Here is a 21,387-nt window from a genome sequence, read left to right as displayed (position 1 = left end):
GCGCTTAAACCCCTCTCTCTTTAGGAGGGGGGGATCACTCAATAATCGTCGTCTTTATCAAAGCGTCGCGCATCACGTTGCAACTGATACACAAAACGCTCGACCTGACGCTGCACACCGCCGCTCATGTTGTGAAAACGCATGCCGGCAAAGGTGATGTTCAGGCGCTCTTCAAAGTGCAGGTAGCGCAACTCCACAGGCGTGGTCATGGCGCCAAAGGGCAGGGCGGCGTTAAAGCGCTCGTAGACTTGCCCCAATTGCAGACGTTCACTGATGTCGCCTTCAAACCTCAGCTTGCAGCCTGTGGCGGACACATCCAGCAACTTGCCTTCGATCGGGAATTTAATCTTGTCCCCGTCGACTTTTACGCTGACCAGATCCGCCAGCTTGAGTGCCGCGCGGAACGCATTACGGCGCTGGTGGTAAACGATTTCGCTCGGTAAGGCGCCGTGATAACTGCGGTGACCGTCTTTGTCTTCAATGGTCAGTTGAGTGGTGCATTCCCAGGCTATGCGTACGCCATCATGAAAACCTTCAACGCGAAACGGCTCGCCAGCTTCAAGAAAACGCTCACCGTCACGCGGGATCATTTCATCAAAGGCGAGGGTGGCGGTATCGCGATCTACGTCAATCAAATAGCTCTGAAAGCGCTGACTGCGTTCGTGGAAGGTGATGATCAGGGGGTCATGGCTCTCTTTTAGCATCCGCAAAGTGGCGGAAATTTCCAAGGCAGAGGTGAATACCTTTGGAGGCTGCGGAGCATCTTCGGCAGTGGACACGGTTCGTCAATCTCCAGACAAAATACAACAACACGCAAAAGGCGGCATTTTGCCAGTATGTTGCGTCCTTAGGATAGTGCAGGCCGGCGAGCTTAAGCCTGACTGAAGGCGCGTGGTTTGTTGACCAGCGCTGTGGTGCCGCGAGCGTCATACAACGTATGGGCTTCGCCGCCGTGCAGGATGCGCTGTTGATTGGCAGTAATGAGCTGTTGCGTCTGGATGGCTTGGCCATTGACTGCATTGGCAGCTTGGCACTCAGCCAGCAACTGATTCAGTGCAGCGCTTTGGGCCAGCAGTTGCGGGCCAACATCGGAGTGGCTGGCCAATTGTTCAAGGCCGCTGTGGTTGGCTGTCAAGCCGAGGCTAACCAGCAGTTCGCTGCGTTTGCGCCCATGCTGGTCGAGCAGAATGATGAGCGACTGCTTGCGTGCCAGGATCTTTTCGAGCACCAGCATATCGCGCCCTTGCAGGGCGACTGTTTCGTCTTGCAGCAGGCTGAGCAGTGTCTGGGCCGAGCCGAAGTCGTCGTTGATCAGTTGCAGTAAAGTCGTGTCGTGCATGGCTGGCTCTGGAATTTAAGCGTCCAAAAGCCTGGCGCTTGCCGCGAAGGCTAGCGCTGGGCTTCCAAGTTAAGCAATTTGCTGGCGACCCGATTGCTGTCGACGGTGTAGCTACCATCGGCAATGGCCTGTTTCAACTCAGCCACACGGCTTTTGTCGACAACCGGTTGGTCACGCAGCGAATCGCTGATTTTTTGCAACTGTTGTGCCTCGTGGCTCAGATGCACAGATTCCCCGCTCGGGGCATTGGCATCAGCGCGCTCAGCGTTAACAGGGGCCGCTTGCGTGGCGCTACCTGCTTCCTGAGTGGCGTTGCTGCGCGTACTGCCGGTTAAAGGCGTGGCGCTGTTTAGGCGACTGAAGTCGATGACCATGTTGGAAAACCTCTGGGTATTTGGACGCTTGCCATGTTTTCGGCCATACCCGAGAAAACTTTAGGCTCGATTAATCATAGGTCGACGCGAATCAGTACTGATCTGCGTCAAGCGACAGTGTAGGAAAGTTGAGGTACGTATGCCAACTGTCCTACAAAGCCACCTCGACTTGCCCTGGCCCGGTAATGCGCGCTTTGATCACCCGTTTGGAGTTCAGGTTCTTGACCCGAACCTGTTCGCTGAGGCCGCCGTCGGACAGCGCTTCGCCGGGCATTCTGACAGTCAGTGTGCCGCTGCGGGCGTTGATCACCACCTGATCGCCCTTGCGTACTACGGCGGCCTGCTCCAGATGCGTCAACGTCAGCACTTGGTCGGTGACCATTGGTCGCAGAAGTTTTTGGCCAACGGCCAGTTCCACAGCCGTCATGTAGCCCTGATTGATCAGGCTGATGTCCCGCTCACGCAGGGCTACGTCGTCATAGTCGATCACCATGCCGCGCTTGAGCGGGTGGGTAACGGTCACTACCTCGCGGAACAACTTGACCTGCGCCGGTACGAAGATCGTCCAGGGCGAGCTACCCTCACAGCGTACGCGCACGGTGACGCGGCCCATGGGTTGGGCCGGGCTTTCAAGGGTGGCTGTCAATTCCTTGTCGCACTGGGCCAGGCGCAGGCGGGGGTCCAGGTTGTTTACCTGGATCTCGTAGCGGCCTTCTATATGACCAGTGGCGAGGTAGTCTTCGACAGTGAATTCAAGAAAGCCTTGGGTCACGCCGATAAGCTGAGTAGGAGATGTAAACCCATCAGCGTAGGATTGTGCTCCAGCGCTTATCAGGCACCCGGCCGCAAGGAAGCTTAAAAAGCGGCGGCGCAGCGTCTGAGGAATCGGCCAGTGGCGAGAAATTGTCGTTTTTGCATTCATGGCGGATAAATAGCAAAGCCCGTGCCGTTTACCGGGTTATGTGCGTCGCAACTTAAAGTTTTTGAGGGGAACCGAGTATGGCTGGGGTGATGGATGCGGTTAACCAGCGCACTCAACTGGTGGGGCAAAACCGCCTGGAGCTGTTGTTGTTTCGCCTGGACGGGCAGCAGCTGTACGGGATTAACGTGTTCAAAGTCCGCGAGGTGCTGCAATGCCCCAAGCTGACAGTGATGCCAAAATCTCACCCGGTGGTCTGCGGTGTGGCGAGTATTCGGGGGGCGACCATTCCGATTCTCGACTTGGCGATGGCCACCGGCGCAGGCGCCTTGAAAGATCAAAGCAGCCCGTTTGTGATCATTACCGAGTACAACACTAAAACGCAGGGTTTTCTGGTGCGTTCGGTTGAGCGCATTGTCAACATGAACTGGGAGGAGATTCATCCGCCACCCAAGGGCACCGGGCGTGATCACTACCTGACGGCGGTGACGCGGCTGGATGATCAGTTGGTCGAAATCATCGACGTTGAAAAAATCCTGTCTGAAGTTTCGCCCTCATCCGAAAGCATTTCGCACGGTGTAGTTGACGTTGAAACCCAGAGCAAAGCCGTGTCGTTGCGAGTGCTGACGGTGGATGACTCCTCAGTGGCGCGCAAGCAGGTAACACGTTGCCTGCAAACGGTCGGCGTTGAAGTGGTGTCGCTCAATGACGGCCGTCAGGCGCTGCAATACCTGAAGAACATGGTGGACGAAGGCAAAGACCCGTCAGAAGAGTTTCTGATGATGATCTCGGACATCGAGATGCCGGAAATGGACGGTTACACCCTGACGTCCGAAATCCGCAGCGATCCGCGCATGCAAAAGTTGCACATCATTCTGCATACTTCGTTGTCCGGGGTATTCAATCAGGCGATGGTCAAAAAAGTCGGCGCCAATGACTTTTTGGCAAAATTCCGCCCTGATGACCTGGCATCCCGGGTAGTTGACCGGATCAAAGAAGCAGACCACAGCTAGGGGCTTGGCCCTTGGCGGTTAACACGATTGATAGAGGCAGGATCATTTGTCTACGGGTAATTTGGATTTTGAGCAGTTCCGGGTTTTCCTGGAAAAAGCCTGTGGCATTTTGCTAGGTGAGAACAAGCAGTACCTTGTTTCCAGCCGTCTGAACAAGCTGATGGAACAGCAAGGTATCAAGTCGCTGGGTGAGCTGATTCAGCGCATCCAGAGCCAGCCCCGCAGCGGGTTGCGCGAGCAGGTGGTCGATGCAATGACCACCAACGAAACCCTGTGGTTTCGCGATACCTACCCCTTTGAAGTGCTGAAGAACAAAGTCCTGCCTGAGCTGACCAAGGCTAATCCGGGTCAACGTTTACGTATCTGGTCGGCGGCGTGCTCTTCGGGGCAAGAGCCGTTTTCGCTGTCAATGGCCATTGATGAATATGAGCGCACCAACCTTGGGCAATTGAAGGCGGGCGTGCAGATTGTGGCCACCGACCTGTCCAGTTTGATGCTTAACACCTGCAAAACGGGCGAGTACGACAGCCTCGCGATTGGCCGTGGTTTGTCCCAGGAGCGCTTGCAACGTTACTTCGATCCGAAAGGGCCGGGGCGTTGGGTGATCAAGGCGCCGATCAAAAATCGCGTCGAGTTCCGCTCGTTCAACCTGCTGGACAGCTACGCCGGGTTGGGCAAGTTCGACATGGTGTTCTGCCGCAACGTGCTGATCTACTTCTCGGCGGAGGTCAAAAAAGACATCCTGCTGCGTATTCACAGCACCTTGAAGCCAGGGGGGTATCTGTTCCTCGGTGCATCCGAGGCATTGAACGGCTTGCCGGATCACTACCAGATGGTTCAGTGCAGTCCGGGCATCATCTATCAGGCTAAGTAAGTCGATCTGCGCCACATCAAAACGGGAGCCCGCAAGGCTCCCGTTTTTTTGTGCGCCAGCGCCAGCGCGCTGTTCTATTCATGCTCTTGAGCGGTTGTCGAGGAACAAAGCGGCAGAAAAGCGGCAGTCGGCGGTCAGTCATTGCCGCTTTTCTGGCATTGGCGCAGCTCATCTCCTCGCAAAGCCTTGAAATATGGGGATGTGAAAACTGGCACGGGGTTTGCTCTATCCACTGCATGTAAGACCTGAACCACATTCTCAGGTCAGCCCACAAAGGTTTTCCGACATGAGCATCAGCTTCGATAAAGCGCTCGGTATCCATGAGCAAGCCCTTGGCTTTCGCGCACAGCGCGCCGAAGTCCTGGCGAACAACATCGCCAACGCCGATACCCCGAACTACAAGGCTCGGGACTTGGATTTTGCCTCTGTGCTTGCCGCACAGAGTGACAAAAACAAGAACGGCAGCTTTGCCTTGAACATGACCAACAGCCGCCATATCGAAGCTCAGGGCCTGAGCAGTGGCGACGAGTCATTGTTGTACCGCACGCCGATGCAGCCCTCTATCGACCAGAACACGGTGGATGCTCAGCTCGAACAATCGAACTACGCAGAGAATGCGGTCAACTTCCAGGCCAGCTTCACGCTGCTCAACAGCAAATTCAAAGGGCTGGTATCAGCCCTGCGCGGAGAGTAATCCATGTCTCTAGCCAGTGTTTTCAATATTGCCGGTAGCGGCATGAGCGCTCAGACCACTCGACTGAACACCGTCGCCAGTAACATCGCCAACGCCGAGACCGTTTCGTCGAGCATCGACCAAACCTACCGCGCCCGTCACCCGGTGTTCGCCACCATGTTTCAGGGCGCGCAAAGCGGTAACGGCGGTTCGCTGTTCCAGAATCAGGACGCAGCCGGGCAGGGCGTACAAGTGCTGGGCGTGGTCGAAGACCAAAGCAACCTCGACGCCCGCTACGAGCCGAACCATCCTTCTGCCGACGCCAAAGGGTATGTGTACTACCCCAACGTCAACGTGGTTGAAGAAATGGCTGACATGATTTCCGCCAGTCGTTCGTTCCAGACCAACGCCGAAATGATGAACACCGCCAAAACCATGATGCAGAAGGTACTGACCCTGGGTCAGTGATAAGGAACGACGCAAATGAGTGTGACCGATTCCGTCAGCAACAAAACCCTCAATCAGGTGCTGGCCAACTCTGCCCAGGTTAAAACCAAGGACACCAGCCTGGCGGCGGCGTCCAAGGCAGTTGCCGGCAACGATAAAGCCCTGGGCAAGGATGCGTTCTTGCAACTGCTGGTCACCCAGCTGAAAAACCAGAACCCGCTGGACCCGCAAGACAACACCGCGTTCGTCGCGCAGTTGGCGCAGTTCAGCAGCCTGGAAGGCATCACCACTCTCAATGACTCGGTGAACGCCATCACCGGCGGCTTGCAGTCCTCGCAAGCCTTGCAGGCGTCGTCGCTGGTGGGCCGTTCGGTGATCGTGCAAACCGGTGAAGCGTTGGTCGATACCGCCAGCGAAAAACCGTTCAACGGCACGGTCGTGGTGAAAGAGGCGGACACCAAGCCAACCATCACCATCACCGATGCAGACGGCGAACTGGTCAGAACGATTCAGATGCCCGCACAGAAAGCCGGCAATGTCGACTTCACCTGGGACGGCAAAAATGATGACGGTGAGCTGATGCCTAAAGGTAACTACACCTTTACCGCCTCGTCTAAAACCGACACCACCACCACGGCGCTCACCACCTACCTGCCCGCCACAGTTAACAGTGTGACGCTGAGCAAAACCGGCGGTGAAATCATGCTCAATCTCGCAGGTCTGGGCAGCATTGGCATGTCCAAAGTCCAGACCATTGGCCTCTAAGCCGACCCATACGCCTCAAGGAGTGAAACATGTCTTTTAATATCGGCCTTAGCGGCCTCTATGCGGCCAACAAACAACTCGACGTTACCGGCAACAACATTGCCAACGTTGCCACCAGCGGTTTCAAAGCGTCGCGCGCCGAGTTCTCGGATATTTACTCGGCGAGCAAGCTGGGCGTCGGCAGCAAGACCATCGGCAGCGGTGTGAACCTGGCCAACGTCTCGCAGAACTTTGCCCAAGGTTCGATCAACAACACCGGCAACCTGCTGGACATGGGCATTCAGGGCAGCGGCTTTTTCGTGCTGAGCGAAAACGGCTCGCTGAGCTACACCCGTGCCGGTACGTTCAAGGCCGATAAAGAAGGCTACGTCACCAACACTGATGGCAGCGCGCGGTTGCAGGGTTACGGCGTTGACGCCAACGGCAAAATCATCAATGGCGTGCTGACAGACCTGCGTATCGACACCTCGAACCTGGCGCCCAAGGCGAGCGGCTCGGTGGACTCGACCATCAACCTGAACTCGACCAGCGATGTGGTCGATCAGGTGAAAAACCCGTTCGACCCTTCAAAGCTTGAAACCTACAGCAAAAAATTCAGCACCACTGTTTACGATACTCAGGGCAACCCGCACCCGATGGATCAGTACATGGTGAAAACCGATTCCAACACCTGGAAAACTTACACCCTGATCGATGGCCGCAACCCGGACGGCAGCCCGGTCACGGGTAAAGATGCCGAGGCCCCGGTCGCCTCGACCATGGTCTTCGACTCGGCAGGCGCGCTGACCAGCGTCACCACGCCTGACCCGGACCCGACCAAGCCAGATATCATCAGCAGCACCCTGACGGTGGGTAACTGGATGCCAGGAGCCGAGGTTAACGGTAAGTGGGTGTCCAACGGGGCCGCCTCCAAAGATGGCGGTATTGCCATCAACATGGCCAAAACCACCCAGTACAACACCGACACCTCGCGTAACCCGCCGACCCAGGACGGTTATGCCACTGGCCAGATCACCAACCTGACTATCGACGGTTCGGGCGTGATGTTTGCCAACTTCAGCAACAACCAGAGCCGTGCCATTGGCCAGATCTCGCTCGCCAGCTTCACCAACGAGCAAGGTTTGCAGCCTATCGGCGGTACAGCCTGGAAAGAAACCTTCGCCTCGGGTCAGGCCGGTTACGATGCACCGCAAATCGGCAGCCTGGGCGCCATCAAGTCCAACTCGCTGGAAGACTCCAACGTCAACCTGACCAACGAACTGGTTGACCTGATTAAAGCGCAGAGCAACTACCAGGCCAACGCCAAAACCATCTCCACCCAGAGCACCATCATGCAGACCATCATTCAGATGACCTGATGCGTTAGCGCTCCACAGAAAACCCCTCGTAAGAGGGGTTTTTTTGTGTCTCAAACACACACATTCTGTCCAGCAGCGGCTGTTCAAATATTGACATGCTTGTAATAGGAACCTCGCGAGACTGCCCGCCACTGATTTAGGTGGAGCCTGATGGCTCGCCAATCTAGGGAGGACAGGATATGAATATTTCTGGAATACACCGGCGGAGTGCAGCAAACGATGCATTTTATTCACTGGTAGGCCCTGCAGCCAGAGCAGACCCGGTAGGGCCTGAGGTGAATGCCAGTACGGTGAAGAAGCTGCTTAACGAGTTGTTTGATGTTATGAGACCAACTCGGGATCATAAGATTAAAGAACTGACTGAGAAGCTGGAGGCGCTTCGCACAAAGCTCGGTGATGAAAAATTTAAAGAAATTCTTGATCAGTTGCGCAAAGAAGCAGAGGCCTCGGTAGAGTTTCTTGAGTTTCTACGCAGATTGATTAAGTCGATGTGGCAGGATGACGACGTCCCGCCGCCAAGTCCGGGTCCAGGTCCAGGTCCAAGTCCAAGTCCAAGTCCAAGTCCAGGTCCAGGTCCAGGTCCAGGTCCAGGTCCAAGTCCAAGTCCAAGTCCAGGTCCAAGTCCAAGTCCAAGCCCAAGCCCAAGCCCAGGTCCAGGCCCAAGCCCAGGCATTAACCCGTCTCCGATAGGTCCGGGCGACAGGGTGAGCAACAAGCCGATTACTGACGGTGCTAAATATTTCAACTACAAACCTGATCATTCCGATCCGGGCAAACAGCCTGCCAACATCTGGAGCGGCTTCAGTCAGGGACCTGACGGAAATTGCATTACGGTTTCGGCCATCAAGGCCGCCATGATGGCTGCAGGGCAGAAACCCACGGATATTTTCAAAGATGTGAGCGAAACGGCCAATGGCTTTAACGTCACCATGCGCGATGGGTTTTCGCTTCATTTGACCAAGGATGAGTTGAGAGTGGCTGCCAGAGAGGCTCGCTTCAAGGGTGATGATCCGAAAATGATGACTGATGCCAATTTCTTGTACGCAGCCAGTGCCAAGCGTGCACAAATGGAAGGCAACGACGGGCGGCGGAACATGACGTTCCAGCAGGCGGCCCAGAGTCTCAACGATGGGGAGCACGCAGATGAAGGTTTGCAGCGTCTTGGACTGAAGAATTACGTTCGCAGAACCTCGGCGGCAGAGCTGGCTTCTGGCCAGTTGGGCGTCATCAATCGCGATGCTCACTCGATGGCGGTCATCGACGGTCGCGAAGAGCGTTGGGGGAAGCGTGGTGGATACCCACCGTCGTTCTACAACGATGCGTATGCCCTGGACTCGGCAGGTTTGCGCCGTGACAAGCTTAGGGCTGCCTGAGGCGCGGTATTTTTAAGGCAAAAGAAAACCCCCGACAAGCCTGAGGGCTTGTCGGGGGTTTGGTGTAAGCGCCGCGAGGCGCTTACCGATTCAGCTTATTGACACGCTTCGCAATCCGGCTCGTCAATCGCGCACGCTTTTGGCACTGGGGCCGGGCCTGCTGGCGCAGCAGCGACGTCTTCGCTGTTGTTGCCGTTCGATACAGCGTTGAGCTTGCCAGTGTTGACCGTGGACTTCTCGGTGCTGGTCGCCGCCAGTGCACGGAGGTAGTAGGTGGTTTTCAGGCCACGGTACCAAGCCATACGGTAGGTCACGTCCAGTTTTTTGCCCGAAGCGCCTGCGATGTACAGGTTCAGCGACTGAGCCTGGTCGATCCACTTTTGACGACGGCTGGCCGCGTCGACGATCCACTTGGTGTCCACTTCAAATGCAGTCGCATACAGCTCTTTGAGCGCTTGCGGGATGCGTTCGATCTGCTGCACCGAACCGTCGTAGTACTTCAGGTCGTTGATCATGACCGAGTCCCACAGACCGCGAGCCTTAAGATCGCGAACCAGGTACGGGTTGATCACGGTGAACTCGCCCGACAGGTTCGATTTCACATACAGGTTTTGATAGGTCGGTTCGATCGACTGCGACACGCCGGTAATGTTGGCGATGGTGGCGGTCGGTGCGATGGCCATGATGTTGGAGTTACGAATGCCGTTCTGTACACGGGCGCGAACCGGTGCCCAGTCCAGGGATTCGTTCAGGTCAACGTCAATGTACTTCTGGCCGCGCTGCTCGATCAGGATCTGTTGCGAATCCAGTGGCAGGATGCCTTTGGACCACAGCGAACCCTGGAACGTCTCGTAAGCGCCACGCTCGTCAGCCAGGTCGCACGACGCCTGAATGGCGTAGTAGCTGACGGCTTCCATCGACTTGTCGGCAAACTCGACAGCCGCCTGGGAGGCGTACGGAATGTGTTGCAAGTACAGAGCGTCCTGGAAGCCCATGATCCCCAGGCCGACAGGGCGGTGCTTGAAGTTCGAGTTACGCGCTTGCGGCACCGAGTAGTAGTTGATGTCGATCACGTTGTCGAGCATGCGCACGGCCACGTCGATGGTGCGCTTGAGCTTGGCGGTGTCCAGCTTGCCGTCCTTGATGTGGTTCGGCAGGTTGATCGACCCCAGGTTGCAAACAGCGATCTCGTCCTTGTTGGTGTTCAAGGTGATCTCGGTGCACAGGTTCGAGCTGTGAACCACGCCCACGTGCTGCTGCGGGCTGCGCAGGTTGCACGGGTCTTTGAAGGTCAGCCACGGGTGGCCGGTTTCAAACAGCATGGACAGCATTTTGCGCCACAGGTCTTTGGCCTGAATGGTCTTGAACAGCTTGATCTTGCCAGGGTACTGAGACAGTGCTTCGTAGTACTCGTAACGCTCTTCGAAGGCTTTACCGGTCAGGTCGTGCAGATCCGGTACTTCGGAGGGCGAGAACAGGGTCCACGGGCCGTCATCGAAGACGCGCTTCATGAACAGGTCAGGGATCCAGTTGGCGGTGTTCATGTCGTGGGTGCGACGACGGTCATCACCGGTGTTCTTGCGCAGCTCGATGAACTCTTCGATGTCCATGTGCCAGGTTTCAAGGTAAGCGCACACTGCGCCTTTACGCTTGCCACCCTGGTTAACGGCAACGGCGGTGTCGTTCACCACTTTGAGGAACGGCACAACACCCTGGGATTTGCCGTTGGTGCCTTTGATCCACGAACCCAGCGCACGGACTGGCGTCCAGTCGTTGCCCAGGCCACCGGCGAATTTGGACAGCATGGCGTTGTCGTGGATCGCGTGGTAGATGCCCGACAGGTCATCCGGCACGGTGGTCAGGTAGCAGCTCGACAGCTGTGGCCGCTGAGTACCGGCGTTGAACAGTGTCGGCGTCGAAGACATGTAGTCGAAGGACGACAGCAAGTTGTAGAACTCGATGGCGCGGTCTTCTTTTTGCTTCTCTTCGATCGCAAGGCCCATGGCCACGCGCATGAAGAAGATTTGTGGCAGTTCGAAACGCACGCCATCCTTGTGGATGAAGTAACGGTCGTACAGGGTTTGCAGGCCCAGGTAGGTGAACTGCTGATCGCGCTCGTGGTTGATCGCCTGGCCCAGTTTCTCCAGGTCGAAGGTCGCCAGAATCGGGTTCAGCAGGTCGAACTCAATACCCTTGGCGATGTAGGCAGGCAGGGCCTTGGCGTACAGGTCAGCCATTTCGTGGTGAGTGGCGCTTTCGGCCACTTGCAGGAAGCTCAAGCCTTCGGCACGTAAGGTGTCCATCAGCAGGCGAGCAGTCACGAACGAGTAATTGGGCTCGCGCTCAACCAGGGTACGGGCAGTCATCACCAGGGCGGTGTTGACGTCGCTCAGGGCCACGCCGTCGTACAGGTTTTTCAGGGTTTCGCGCTGGATCAGGTCGCCATCGACTTCTTCCAGGCCTTCGCAGGCTTCGGTGACGATGGTGTTCAGGCGGCCCATGTCGAGCGGTGCAAAGGTGCCGTCGGCGCGCGTGATGCGGATCGAGGGGTGAGCCACAACAGCGTCGGCAGCAGGTGCGCGCGTGGCACGTTCTTTGGAGCGGGCATCGCGGTAGATCACATAGTCACGGGCTACTTTCTGCTCGCCGGCGCGCATCAGGGCCAGTTCAACCTGGTCCTGGATTTCTTCGATGTGGATGGTGCCACCCGATGGCATGCGGCGCTTGAACGTCGCAGTGACTTGTTCGGTCAAGCGGGCAACGGTGTCGTGGATGCGCGACGAAGCGGCGGCATTGCCGCCTTCAACTGCAAGAAACGCTTTGGTGATGGCGACGGTGATCTTGTCATCGGTGTAAGGAACCACGGTCCCGTTACGTTTGATCACGCGCAATTGGCCTGGCGCGGTCGCAGATAGATCCAGATTTGAATCAGAACCCTGCGAGTTCTCGCGAGTTGTGTCGGTTTGCATGGGTGTCTCCACGTTCTCTATGTTTATTTGGGCGCCTCAAAAAGGTGCCCACCGTTGCGTCCTGAAGCACTACAACCGGTGGTTAACCGGGCATACCAACCTCGGGACGTACAGAAAGGGGTGTATTGGGCCGCTTCCTTGCCGAAGTTTTGGGTTTGCGCGTACCGCCTCAAACCTTATTCCTGGTGGGTGACAGTTATGGACTGCAACACCCGGGCCGCATTCCGGCATCAGCCAAAAAACGGTTGCCATCCGCATGAGCGGTTTGGGCTTGAAAACTGCGTTTGGTTCAACCCTACAGGCGCGAGAAAAGGGCTTGAAATTCGCGACTGGGTTGTGTTGGGTTTTTGCCCTGAAACCCTACATGTAGGGTCTTTTGGCGGAATTGATACAAGATATGCGTTTTGCGGGTCTCGTGCAATGCACTTCCTGTGGATAACTCTGTGTGTAAATTGTGTATGAAACGCAAAAAATCCATGTAGGCCGCATGGCACCGGCATTACACCGTTTGTCACTGGTTTGTGCGGGATCGTATCGGCGGTCTGAATTTTGAGGGCGCGAACCCTACCACAAAAAACAGCGCTGTCCGAACGCATTTTGGGGTAGGTGCAAAGATCGAAAAGGTCAAGCGCAGATTGGCATCAAGAAGTGCCGGGAAGACCGTTCAAAGCCTTCCCGGCTGTTACGCGAAATTAGAGCAATTGGAAGCTCTTTTGCTGAACGTTTTGTGAATCAAGCCCTAGCTGCACGTTGAACTCACCGGGTTCGGCGGCGTATTTCAACTGCGCGTTGTAAAACTTCAGGGCGTCTTCGTCGATGCTGAACTGCACAACTTTCTCTTCGCCGGGCTTAAGCATCAGCTTGTGAAAGTTTTTCAGCTCTTTGACGGGGCGGCTCATCGACGCACTAACGTCTTGTATATAAAGCTGCACCACGGTCTCACCTGCACGCTGGCCGGTATTTTTTACCGTCACGCTGGCCGTCAGGGCTGCACCCGGCTTGAGGGTCTCGCTGGAGAGGCGCACATCTGACAGGCTGAAGTCGGTGTAGCTCAGGCCATAACCGAACGGGTAAAGCGGGGTGTTGGGTTCGTCAAAGTACTGCGAGGTGTAGTTGCCAGGTTTGCCTGGGGTGAAGGGGCGGCCAATGCGCAGGTGGCTGTAGTAGCTCGGAATCTGACCTACCGAGCGCGGGAATGTGATCGGCAGTTTGCCCGACGGGTTGTAGTCGCCGAACAGCACGTCGGCGATGGCATTGCCGCCTTCAGTGCCGCTGTACCAGGTTTCCAGCACCGCATCGGCCTGTTGTATCTGTTGATCAATGGACAGCGGCCGGCCATTCATCAGCACCAGTACCAGCGGCTTGCCAGTCGCTTTCAGGGCGCTGATCAAGGCACGCTGCGGGGCTGGCAAGTCGAGGTCAGTGCGGCTGGCGGCTTCATGGGACATGCCGCGAGCTTCGCCCACCACGGCGACCACGATATCGGCCTGTTGCGCCGCTTTGACGGCTTCATCGAGCATGACTTGCGCCGGGCGCGGGTCATTGGTCACATCGAGCATATTGGGGTTGGAATGATTGAGGTAGTCGACCACCGTCTGATCATCCGTCACATTGGCGCCCCGGGCGTAGGTCAGCGTGGCCTGTTTACCCATGGCATTGCGCAACCCTTCACGTACAGTCACTGATTGCGCGGGTACACCGGCGCCCGACCAACTGCCGAGCATGTCGATTTTCGAATCGGCCAGCGGCCCGATCAGCGCGATGCGCGCCTGTTTGTTCAAGGGCAGGGTATGGGACTCATTCTTGAGCAGCACCTGACTTTTTCGCGCTACGTCACGGGCTTCGGCCCGGTGCAGGCGGCTTTCAGCGTTGACATCGGCCGGGTCGTCTTCAGCCTTGCCTATGCGCAGGTAGGGGTTATTAAACAGTCCCATGTCGTATTTGGCGCCAAGCACCTCGCGTACGGCGTTATCCAGATCGCTCTGCGCTACTTTTCCGGACTTGACCAAGCCTGGCAGTTCTTTGCCATACACCAGGTCATTCATGCTCATGTCGACACCCGCTTTGATCGCCAGCGTGGCAGCTTCTCGCTCGTCTTTGGCCACCCCGTGCTTGATCAGCTCAAGAATCGCGCCATGATCACTGACAGCCACCCCTTTGAAGCCCCATTCCTTACGCAATAAATCCTGCATAAGCCACATGTTGGAGGTGGCCGGTACCCCGTTGATCGAGTTCAGCGCCACCATTACGCTTCCAGCCCCAGCCTCAATAGCAGCGTGGTAGGGCGGTAGGTAATCCTGAAACATGCGGGTAGGACTCATGTCGACGATGTTGTAGTCCCGTCCACCTTCCACGGCGCCATAAAGGGCGAAGTGTTTGACGCTGGCCATGATGTTGCCGGGCAGGGCGGGAGACACGCCTTGATAGGCCTGCACCATGACCTTGGCAATGCGCGAAACCAGATAGGTGTCTTCGCCAAAACCTTCCGAGGTCCGACCCCAGCGAGGATCGCGAGCGATATCGACCATCGGCGAAAATGTCAGGTCGAGGCTATCGGCGCTGGCTTCCTTGGCCGAAATCCGGCCACTCAGGGCGATGGCGTCCATATCCCAGCTGGAGGCCAGTGCCAGACTGATCGGGAAAATGGTGCGATGCCCGTGAATCACGTCATAGGCAAAGAACATGGGGATTTTCAAACGGCTGCGCATGGCGGCGTCTTGCATCGGACGGTTTTCGGGACGCGTCACCGAATTAAACGTGCCGCCGATGCGGCCTGCGGCGATTTCCTTGCGAATCAATTCGCGGGGCATGTCGGTTGCAATGCTGATCAGGCGCAACTGCCCGATTTTTTCATCGAGGGTCATTTGTTTGAGCAGGTCGGCGACAAACACCTCTTTAGGAGGCAACGGAGCCGCAGGCGTTTGGGCCCAGACGGCGTGGCTGGTCAGGCTAATCGCGATCGCCAGCAAACACATTTTGGTCATGAAATTCTTCTGCGCGCCGTTCACTCACGCCACGTAAACCGGTGGCTTGGGAACGATATTGTTTTGGAAGGGGTATTTAGTCTATTTATGGTAGAAATTTACCCTATCTTTATAGGGGAATACTCCTACATCTTGCGCAGTCTTTTAGCTGATTCGTCCCCCGCAATCCAGTGTTGCCAAGAGATATTCAGGGCGCAGTGGGAGTTTTTAGCGCGAGGGTGGTGTCTATGAACGCAATGCAATCATTTCGGAGCGTCACGAGCATGGGAATACAAAGCGTTAGAGCCTTGGGCTGGAAAGTCATCGCACTGCTGGCGCTGAGCAGCGTATTGGCGGGGTGCGGCATCAACACCATACCCACCCTGGATGAGCAGGTGAAAGCGGCCTGGTCACAAGTGCAGAATCAGTACCAGCGTCGTTCTGACTTAATCCCCAATCTGGTCGAAACGGTCAAGGGCGCGGCCAAACAGGAGCAGGCAACGCTCACGGCTGTGATTGAGGCGCGGGCCAAGGCCACGTCTATTCAGGTGGATGCCAGCACCCTGAACAACCCGGAAAAACTCAAGCAGTTCCAGGACGCGCAAAACCAACTGACAGGTGCCTTGAGCCGTTTGATGGTGGTGTCGGAACGTTACCCGGACCTCAAATCCAACCAGAACTTCCTCTCGTTGCAATCGCAACTTGAAGGCACGGAAAACCGCATCAGTGTGGCCCGTCGCGACTTTATTCTTGCGGTAGAGCGCTACAACACTGAAATCCGCACCTTCCCGGGCCGTCTGTGGCATGCCGTGATGTACAGCGACTTGCCGGTCCGCCCAACCTTCGAAGCCACCACGCCGGACGCCGACAAAGCGCCTGAAGTGAAGTTTTAAGACGCCTGGCCAATCGCGAGTCCCGTAGCAGCTGCCGAGGAACGAAGGCTGCGTTCCTCGGCAGCTGCTACGGGTACGTCTTCCCCCTTCCAATCAGCGTGGTGCAGATGCGTATATCAAGACTGGGGTCAGGCCTGCTGCTGTGGCTATTTATAGTCACGGCCCAGGCGCTGACATTTCCCGCACTCAGCGGACGGGTAGTGGACGACGGGCAAATGCTCGATCCCGCCACACGTCAGCAATTGACGCAATCGCTAGAAGCCCACGAAAAAGCCACCGGCGAGCAGGTGGTGGTAGTGACCGTGCCTGATTTGCAAGGCACCCCCATTGAAGACTTCGGCTACCAATTGGGGCGCACCTGGGGCATCGGTCAAAAGGACAAAAACAACGGTGCCTTGCTGATCGTTGCCCGTGACGACCGCAAATTGCGCATCGAGGTCGGTTATGGGCTGGAAGACCGCCTCACAGACGCGCAATCGTCGGTAATCCTCAATCAAGTCATCACGCCTGCCTTTAAAGCGGGCCACTTCAGCCAGGGCATCAGCGACGGTGTTGCAGCGATCCTCCAGGTGTTGGGCGGCGATCCATTGGCCGAACCGGCCTACGCCAGCGGGCAGGGCGATGGCAATGACTTGCTGGCCGAACATCCCTTTGTCGTACTGCTGTTATTCGTCCTGTTTGTCATAGTGGTTGCCGCGTGCCAGTTCTACGGCATCTGCAACTCGGGCGGCGGGGGCGGTTCACGCTCCGGCGGTTTTGGCGGGGGCGGTTTTGGTGGTGGCGCAGGAGGTGGCGGCTTTAGTGGCGGCGGTGGCAGCTTTGGCGGCGGCGGTGCCTCGGGCGGCTGGTAATTCAATTTTCAGGCGAGCATAAACACTCATGGCTTTACTCACACAAGCGCAACAACGGCAGGTCGAAGAAGCGGTGACCCGCGCCGAGCAACACACAGACGCCGAAATTGTCACCGTGTTAGCCCCGCGCGCGGACGACTACAGTTACATTCCGTTGCTCTGGGCCAGCTTGATCGCCTTGCTGGTGCCCGCATTGGCGCACTTTTTTATCGGCGGCATTCAGATCTATTCGCTGCTCCTGCTGCAATGGGCCAGCTTTGTTTTCCTCAGCCTGATCTTTCGCATCCCGGCGATTACCACCCGCTTGATCCCGCCCCGTGTGCGGCATTGGCGGGCCAGCAACCTGGCGCGGCGCCAGTTTCTGGAGCAAAAGCTGCATCACACCCAAGACCGCACCGGGGTGCTGATTTTTGTCAGTGAAGCTGAGCGTTATGTCGAAATTCTTGTAGATGAAGGTATTTCCCGGCATCTGGATAACAGCGACTGGGGCACTATCGTCAACGACTTCGTCCGCCGTGTGGCATTGGGGCATACGGCTGAAGGCTTTATTGCCTGTATCGATGCCAGTGCGCAATTGCTTGCGCAGCACATACCCAAAACCCAACCGCGTAATCAATTGCCGAATCGGTTGGTGATGTTGTAATCGTTTTCTTTGTGATCCTGATGTTTCTGATACTTCGCTAAGAAGTATCAGACTTTTGTAATGTCTTCTTTGTGGTTTTATTCTTGTGTCTGCGTAAGTAAGTTCTTGCGAGTCTGCAATATAAGTTCCCGCTATTTATAGTTCTCTTTGTTGTGGAAAACTGTGTTGTCATTTTTTGAATGATGGCTAGGTTGTATTGTGTCCGGGTGTTTTTTTGATGTGCTCTGAGGTTGATAAAAGATGGGGAAAGGGAATGAAGCTTACATCTAGGGAGAAAGAGGTGCTTGATTTGCTTATGGGTGGGCGCACAAATAAGGCGATAGCACAACAGTTGCTAATTAGCGATTTTACGGTTCGGGATCATGTGTCGTCATTGTTGTCAAAGTATGGTGTGGTAAATCGTATGGCGCTAATGGTGGTGGTTAGTCGTTTGGGTGACAACGCCCGAAAAATAACGAAACCCCTACGGATGTAGGGTTGCTGTATCAATATTGAGGGTTTAGTTTTAAATCAATCGCGCAAGAGGCAGGAATGAAGAAGTCACCTTTTTATATACCGCCTGGTTATGTGGCGACTCGGATGGATTTAGTGGTGATGGTCTTTTATTGTCTGCTTATGTTTGGGCTAGGCTTGATGATGTGGGAGGCGCGTGTAGAGGTGCCGCCGGTGCCGAAAGAAGTAGTGCTGCGCAGCGCGTATGTGACTCAGCCTTTGAGTAGATCAAAATCATCAGTGTATTTGTATTTTAATGTGGAGCGGGGCGAGGGTGATTATAAATACAGTATTGAGTTCCCCAGTTATGAGTCAAAATCATTGAATGTTCGCAAGCATGGAAAGTTGTGGGTGGCTGTAGACGCTAATAGTGATAATGAATTTGTTTGGGCAGTCTACGATGATGAGTTTCGACTGATGATGAGCCGTCAGCAGATAGCGCAGTGGGCGAAGGATAATAATTTCAGGAGTTATCTTATGATTGCCTGTTTCTATTTGGCTGTAGGTTATTTTGTGTTTTATATCATTAGGTACGGTGTTTTTAATCGATATTGCCAGAGGAAGGTATTCAGTGAGGATAGAGAAAGTTGACGAATCAATTTATGTGATTGATGATTTTTTGACAGAAGCTGAAGAGAGTGAAATCAATATTCAGCTCAAAGGAGAGGTGTGGCGGTATAACTGGCCAAATTATGAGGCTTTACCCTTTGTCAGACCCTGCTGGCACGTTTTTATAGCCGGCAAAGGGCGCCCGCTTGGCCATTGATGAATTGAGGGGCAATCAGGCTTGGGGTTTTTTGACGGGGGTGTGGGAACGCTTTTTAGCCTTGCATACATTTAAAATGACCTTGCTTGGTGTTTATGCAAATGGACAGACGTTTGGTCAAGACACAATTATTCATCGACGTAATAACGCGTTAAAGCACCACATTTAGGCTGTTCGAATGACCGTTTATGCATGCCGGCCGGTGGCATTTTCAGGGTTTTATCCATGTCAATTTCATGTGGTTGGTTACGCCACTGAGTCTTTGCAATTGCAGGAAGGGTGCTCGTCAGAACCCCACGAAGACTGCGCTGCAAAATTACCCCGTGCCCTGTGCCGCCAACCCGCCTAAAATACCCGCCATTGTTTTCTGATTTCCCCTCCTGCATCCCCCGAGGCACCTTTTTCAATGTCAGTGACTGCTACCACCGCCCCGTCTGTGCCGGATCATCGTGCGCAATTTTTGAACCTGCTGGAAACCGGCCTGGCTCAAAACTCCTTCATCAAGCTGGTGCTGGCCAAGTACGTCGGCCCGGACGCCGAGTTGCAGCGGGTCATCATCAAGCAGGTTACGGTCAAGGATCAGCCTTGCCTGTCGTTTGTCTATCGCTATAAGACCCGCGATATCACCAAGAACTTCCCCCTTGATGAGGCCGTGACGACCATTGCCGGGTTGCTGCCTGAAGCGTTCAAAAATGCGCATCTATTGACCCTCACAGACGAAGTGCAACTGGAGTACAGCAAAAAGGGCAAAAGCTCGCTGTTCAAGGGTAAAAGTCAGCAGGCCCGTGAACTGCCTTCGGCTGAACACAATCGCGAGAAGAACCGTTTTCTGGATTTGACCCGCCCCTTTCTTGCCGACCTTGGGGTGACCAACAAGCAGCAGGAACTGATCCCGGCGATGTCGCGCAAGTGGAAGCAGATCAACAAGTTCATCGAAGTGTTCTCACACGCGCTGAGCAGTTCGCCGCTTGCGCTAGACCAGCCCATCAAAGTGGCTGACTTCGGCTCTGGCAAGGGCTATCTGACGTTTGCCATTCACGATTACTTGCGTCACAGCCTGCAAGCCGAAGGCGTGGTCACCGGCGTTGAGCTGCGTGAAGACATGGTCACGTTGTGCAATAACGCAGCGCAGCGTCTGGAGCATCCGGGCCTGAGCTTTCAGCACGGTGACGTGCGCAGTTTTGCGCCCACTCCGATTGACGTGATGATCGCCTTGCATGCCTGTGACATTGCCACTGACTACGCGATTCACATGGGCATCCGCTCGGGCGCCGCGATCATCATGTGCTCGCCGTGCTGCCATAAGCAGATCCGCCTGCAAATCCAGAGCCCGGCGCTGCTCAAGCCGATGCTGCAATACGGCCTGCATTTGGGTCAACAGGCCGAAATGGTCACCGACAGCCTGCGTGCGCTGTTCCTTGAAGCCTGTGGTTATGAAACCAAAGTGTTCGAGTTCATCTCGCTGGAGCACACCAACAAAAACAAAATGATTCTTGCGGTCAAGCGCGCCGAACCGGTTGATAACGCGCAGTTGCGGGTGAAAATCCAGGAATTGAAGGCGTTCTACAGCATTCAGGAGCATTGCCTGGAAACCCTGCTGCAAGCGGACGGGTTGCTGAAGTAAATCGGTGTAGTACCCGGTTATTACCCGCGTAGGTACTGTGCGTCTACTCTTGCAGGTGTTAACGAGTCCCCAGCACAGCGCCTACCGGCGTCTGTTGGGTATGCACTCCAAGCCTTAACTCACAGGAGTACGCAGCATGGCGGCGAAAAAGATTTTGATGCTGGTGGGCGATTACGTCGAAGATTACGAAGTGATGGTGCCGTTTCAGGCGCTATTGATGATCGGCCATCAGGTGCATGCGGTTTGTCCGGGTAAAAAATCGGGGCAGACAGTGCGTACCGCGATTCATGACTTTGAAGGCGATCAGACCTACAGCGAGAAACCGGGCCATCTGTTTGCCCTGAACTTCGATTTCGACGCAGTCAACGCCCGCGATTACGACGCGCTGTTAGTGCCCGGTGGTCGTGCGCCGGAATACCTGCGCTTGAACGAAAAGGTTCTGGAGTGGGTACGTGACTTCGACAAGGCGGGCAAACCGATTGCCGCGGTCTGTCACGGTGCGCAATTGCTGGCCGCGGCCGGCATCCTGGCAGGCCGTGAGTGCAGTGCATACCCCGCATGTGCCCCGGAAGTGCGTTTGGCGGGCGGTACTTATATTGATATCGACGTGAACCAGGTCCATGTGCAGGGCAACCTGGTGACAGCCCCCGCGTGGCCAGCGCATCCGGCCTGGCTGAGCGCTTTTCTGGGTCTGCTGGGGACTTCCATTTCCTTGTAAGGCGAGGGTGTGACCATGTGTGAGCTGTACGTTAAAGCCGACCCGATTCTGTACGAATCACGCTCGCGCTCTCTGCGTATTTGCGGCGTGGTCACCACGTTGCGACTGGAAAACCAGTTTTGGGACATCCTCAGTGAGATCGCACAAGCGGATGGCATGACCACCAATCAATTGGTGGCCAAGCTCTACGAGGAAGTGATGGATTACCGCGGCGAAGTGGTCAACTTCGCCTCGTTCTTGCGCGTGAGTTGCACCCGCTATTTGAGCCGGCGCTCAGATCAGGCGCCGGGGCTGAGGGTGGTAACGCGTAACACCCGCTGACCTGGCGGTGCA

The 21,387-nt window shown here is 55.7% G+C and carries 21 protein-coding genes and 1 pseudogene; 15 read left to right on the top strand and 7 right to left on the bottom strand.

Translation table 11 applies throughout. The annotated features are described in order from the left end of the window. Positions 1 to 38: 38 nt before the first annotated feature. From GYN01_RS17010 to flgA, 4 genes are all read right to left on the bottom strand, one after another. The gene (locus tag GYN01_RS17010) at positions 39 to 779 is read right to left on the bottom strand and encodes a flagellar brake protein (RefSeq protein ID WP_048363512.1); all 741 of its coding nucleotides are present in this window, start codon (positions 777 to 779) and stop codon (positions 39 to 41) included. A 92-nt stretch (positions 780 to 871) separates the two neighbouring features. Next, a complete protein-coding gene (locus GYN01_RS17005; protein WP_048363513.1) occupies positions 872 to 1,339 on the bottom strand; it encodes a flagella synthesis protein FlgN in 468 nt (155 codons plus the stop codon). Positions 1,340 to 1,389: 50 nt separating this feature from the next. Continuing rightward, complete coding sequence (flgM, locus tag GYN01_RS17000) at positions 1,390 to 1,713, bottom strand: flagellar biosynthesis anti-sigma factor FlgM (RefSeq protein ID WP_048399848.1); 324 nt, start codon at positions 1,711 to 1,713, stop codon at positions 1,390 to 1,392. A gap of 151 nt (positions 1,714 to 1,864) precedes the next feature. Continuing rightward, positions 1,865 to 2,635: a flagellar basal body P-ring formation chaperone FlgA gene (flgA, locus tag GYN01_RS16995; RefSeq protein ID WP_203307498.1), complete on the bottom strand. Its 771-nt coding sequence runs from the start codon at positions 2,633 to 2,635 to the stop codon at positions 1,865 to 1,867. A 77-nt stretch (positions 2,636 to 2,712) separates the two neighbouring features. On the opposite strand from flgA, the gene GYN01_RS16990 reads away from it, so the two are divergent. From GYN01_RS16990 to flgE, 6 genes are all read left to right on the top strand, one after another. Next, positions 2,713 to 3,645 carry a chemotaxis protein CheV gene (locus GYN01_RS16990; protein ID WP_048363516.1) on the top strand — a complete coding sequence of 311 codons (933 nt, stop codon included), beginning with the start codon at positions 2,713 to 2,715 and terminating at the stop codon, positions 3,643 to 3,645. 46 nt (positions 3,646 to 3,691) lie between these two features. Next, positions 3,692 to 4,519 (top strand): protein-glutamate O-methyltransferase CheR, encoded by an 828-nt coding sequence (cheR, locus tag GYN01_RS16985; protein WP_048363517.1) that lies wholly within the window; start codon positions 3,692 to 3,694, stop codon positions 4,517 to 4,519. Positions 4,520 to 4,805: 286 nt separating this feature from the next. Then, positions 4,806 to 5,213: a flagellar basal body rod protein FlgB gene (gene flgB / locus GYN01_RS16980; RefSeq protein ID WP_048363518.1), complete on the top strand. Its 408-nt coding sequence runs from the start codon at positions 4,806 to 4,808 to the stop codon at positions 5,211 to 5,213. A 3-nt stretch (positions 5,214 to 5,216) separates the two neighbouring features. After that, positions 5,217 to 5,660, top strand: coding sequence for a flagellar basal body rod protein FlgC (gene flgC / locus GYN01_RS16975; protein ID WP_048363519.1), 444 nt, complete (start codon positions 5,217 to 5,219; stop codon positions 5,658 to 5,660). A gap of 15 nt (positions 5,661 to 5,675) precedes the next feature. Further along, the gene (gene flgD, locus GYN01_RS16970; protein WP_048399843.1) at positions 5,676 to 6,404 is read left to right on the top strand and encodes a flagellar hook assembly protein FlgD; all 729 of its coding nucleotides are present in this window, start codon (positions 5,676 to 5,678) and stop codon (positions 6,402 to 6,404) included. A 29-nt stretch (positions 6,405 to 6,433) separates the two neighbouring features. Continuing rightward, the gene (gene flgE, locus GYN01_RS16965) at positions 6,434 to 7,762 is read left to right on the top strand and encodes a flagellar hook protein FlgE (RefSeq protein ID WP_048363521.1); all 1,329 of its coding nucleotides are present in this window, start codon (positions 6,434 to 6,436) and stop codon (positions 7,760 to 7,762) included. A gap of 480 nt (positions 7,763 to 8,242) precedes the next feature. Here flgE and GYN01_RS16960 read toward each other — a convergent pair whose 3' ends face one another. After that, on the bottom strand, positions 8,243 to 8,425 hold the full coding sequence (locus GYN01_RS16960; RefSeq protein WP_203307497.1) for a hypothetical protein: 183 nt from the start codon (positions 8,423 to 8,425) through the stop codon (positions 8,243 to 8,245). A 41-nt stretch (positions 8,426 to 8,466) separates the two neighbouring features. On the opposite strand from GYN01_RS16960, the gene GYN01_RS16955 reads away from it, so the two are divergent. Continuing rightward, the gene (locus tag GYN01_RS16955) at positions 8,467 to 9,135 is read left to right on the top strand and encodes a hypothetical protein (RefSeq protein ID WP_082149335.1); all 669 of its coding nucleotides are present in this window, start codon (positions 8,467 to 8,469) and stop codon (positions 9,133 to 9,135) included. A gap of 95 nt (positions 9,136 to 9,230) precedes the next feature. Here GYN01_RS16955 and GYN01_RS16950 read toward each other — a convergent pair whose 3' ends face one another. Then, positions 9,231 to 12,104, bottom strand: coding sequence for a ribonucleoside-diphosphate reductase subunit alpha (locus tag GYN01_RS16950; protein WP_048363523.1), 2,874 nt, complete (start codon positions 12,102 to 12,104; stop codon positions 9,231 to 9,233). A 692-nt stretch (positions 12,105 to 12,796) separates the two neighbouring features. Continuing rightward, entirely contained in the window at positions 12,797 to 15,088 is a 2,292-nt protein-coding gene (gene bglX / locus GYN01_RS16945; protein WP_048363524.1) for a beta-glucosidase BglX, read from the bottom strand. A 263-nt stretch (positions 15,089 to 15,351) separates the two neighbouring features. Here bglX and GYN01_RS16940 point away from each other — a divergent pair, with 263 nt between their 5' ends. From GYN01_RS16940 to GYN01_RS16905, 8 genes and pseudogenes are all read left to right on the top strand, one after another. Continuing rightward, positions 15,352 to 15,960, top strand: coding sequence for a LemA family protein (locus GYN01_RS16940; protein ID WP_048363525.1), 609 nt, complete (start codon positions 15,352 to 15,354; stop codon positions 15,958 to 15,960). A gap of 107 nt (positions 15,961 to 16,067) precedes the next feature. Further along, the gene (locus GYN01_RS22510) at positions 16,068 to 16,811 is read left to right on the top strand and encodes a TPM domain-containing protein (protein ID WP_203307496.1); all 744 of its coding nucleotides are present in this window, start codon (positions 16,068 to 16,070) and stop codon (positions 16,809 to 16,811) included. Between the two features lie 28 nt (positions 16,812 to 16,839). After that, positions 16,840 to 17,454, top strand: coding sequence for a TPM domain-containing protein (locus tag GYN01_RS16930; protein WP_203307495.1), 615 nt, complete (start codon positions 16,840 to 16,842; stop codon positions 17,452 to 17,454). 217 nt (positions 17,455 to 17,671) lie between these two features. Beyond that, positions 17,672 to 17,949 (top strand): annotated as a pseudogene (locus GYN01_RS16925) (LuxR C-terminal-related transcriptional regulator). A gap of 36 nt (positions 17,950 to 17,985) precedes the next feature. Continuing rightward, a complete protein-coding gene (locus GYN01_RS16920; RefSeq protein WP_203307494.1) occupies positions 17,986 to 18,537 on the top strand; it encodes a hypothetical protein in 552 nt (183 codons plus the stop codon). 581 nt (positions 18,538 to 19,118) lie between these two features. After that, positions 19,119 to 20,336 carry a class I SAM-dependent methyltransferase gene (locus GYN01_RS16915; protein WP_203307493.1) on the top strand — a complete coding sequence of 406 codons (1,218 nt, stop codon included), beginning with the start codon at positions 19,119 to 19,121 and terminating at the stop codon, positions 20,334 to 20,336. A 136-nt stretch (positions 20,337 to 20,472) separates the two neighbouring features. Then, positions 20,473 to 21,054: a DJ-1/PfpI family protein gene (locus GYN01_RS16910; RefSeq protein ID WP_048363532.1), complete on the top strand. Its 582-nt coding sequence runs from the start codon at positions 20,473 to 20,475 to the stop codon at positions 21,052 to 21,054. Positions 21,055 to 21,069: 15 nt separating this feature from the next. After that, a complete protein-coding gene (locus tag GYN01_RS16905) occupies positions 21,070 to 21,375 on the top strand; it encodes a ribbon-helix-helix domain-containing protein (protein ID WP_048363533.1) in 306 nt (101 codons plus the stop codon). Positions 21,376 to 21,387: the final 12 nt, after the last annotated feature.

It is taken from the genome of Pseudomonas weihenstephanensis (assembly GCF_016812185.1).
GTDB lineage: Bacteria > Pseudomonadota > Gammaproteobacteria > Pseudomonadales > Pseudomonadaceae > Aquipseudomonas > Aquipseudomonas weihenstephanensis.
This window is presented reverse-complemented; position numbering and strand designations above follow the sequence as displayed.

Coding starts and splice junctions, on each gene's coding strand:
- GYN01_RS17005 (WP_048363513.1), bottom strand. CDS start 1,339: ATGCACGACACGACTTTACTGCAACTGATCAACGACGACTTCGGCTCG.
- flgM (WP_048399848.1), bottom strand. CDS start 1,713: ATGGTCATCGACTTCAGTCGCCTAAACAGCGCCACGCCTTTAACCGGC.
- flgA (WP_203307498.1), bottom strand. CDS start 2,635: ATGAATGCAAAAACGACAATTTCTCGCCACTGGCCGATTCCTCAGACG.
- GYN01_RS16990 (WP_048363516.1), top strand. CDS start 2,713: ATGGCTGGGGTGATGGATGCGGTTAACCAGCGCACTCAACTGGTGGGG.
- flgB (WP_048363518.1), top strand. CDS start 4,806: ATGAGCATCAGCTTCGATAAAGCGCTCGGTATCCATGAGCAAGCCCTT.
- flgC (WP_048363519.1), top strand. CDS start 5,217: ATGTCTCTAGCCAGTGTTTTCAATATTGCCGGTAGCGGCATGAGCGCT.
- flgD (WP_048399843.1), top strand. CDS start 5,676: ATGAGTGTGACCGATTCCGTCAGCAACAAAACCCTCAATCAGGTGCTG.
- flgE (WP_048363521.1), top strand. CDS start 6,434: ATGTCTTTTAATATCGGCCTTAGCGGCCTCTATGCGGCCAACAAACAA.
- GYN01_RS16950 (WP_048363523.1), bottom strand. CDS start 12,104: ATGCAAACCGACACAACTCGCGAGAACTCGCAGGGTTCTGATTCAAAT.
- bglX (WP_048363524.1), bottom strand. CDS start 15,088: ATGACCAAAATGTGTTTGCTGGCGATCGCGATTAGCCTGACCAGCCAC.
- GYN01_RS16940 (WP_048363525.1), top strand. CDS start 15,352: ATGGGAATACAAAGCGTTAGAGCCTTGGGCTGGAAAGTCATCGCACTG.
- GYN01_RS22510 (WP_203307496.1), top strand. CDS start 16,068: ATGCGTATATCAAGACTGGGGTCAGGCCTGCTGCTGTGGCTATTTATA.
- GYN01_RS16930 (WP_203307495.1), top strand. CDS start 16,840: ATGGCTTTACTCACACAAGCGCAACAACGGCAGGTCGAAGAAGCGGTG.
- GYN01_RS16920 (WP_203307494.1), top strand. CDS start 17,986: ATGAAGAAGTCACCTTTTTATATACCGCCTGGTTATGTGGCGACTCGG.
- GYN01_RS16915 (WP_203307493.1), top strand. CDS start 19,119: ATGTCAGTGACTGCTACCACCGCCCCGTCTGTGCCGGATCATCGTGCG.
- GYN01_RS16910 (WP_048363532.1), top strand. CDS start 20,473: ATGGCGGCGAAAAAGATTTTGATGCTGGTGGGCGATTACGTCGAAGAT.
- GYN01_RS16905 (WP_048363533.1), top strand. CDS start 21,070: ATGTGTGAGCTGTACGTTAAAGCCGACCCGATTCTGTACGAATCACGC.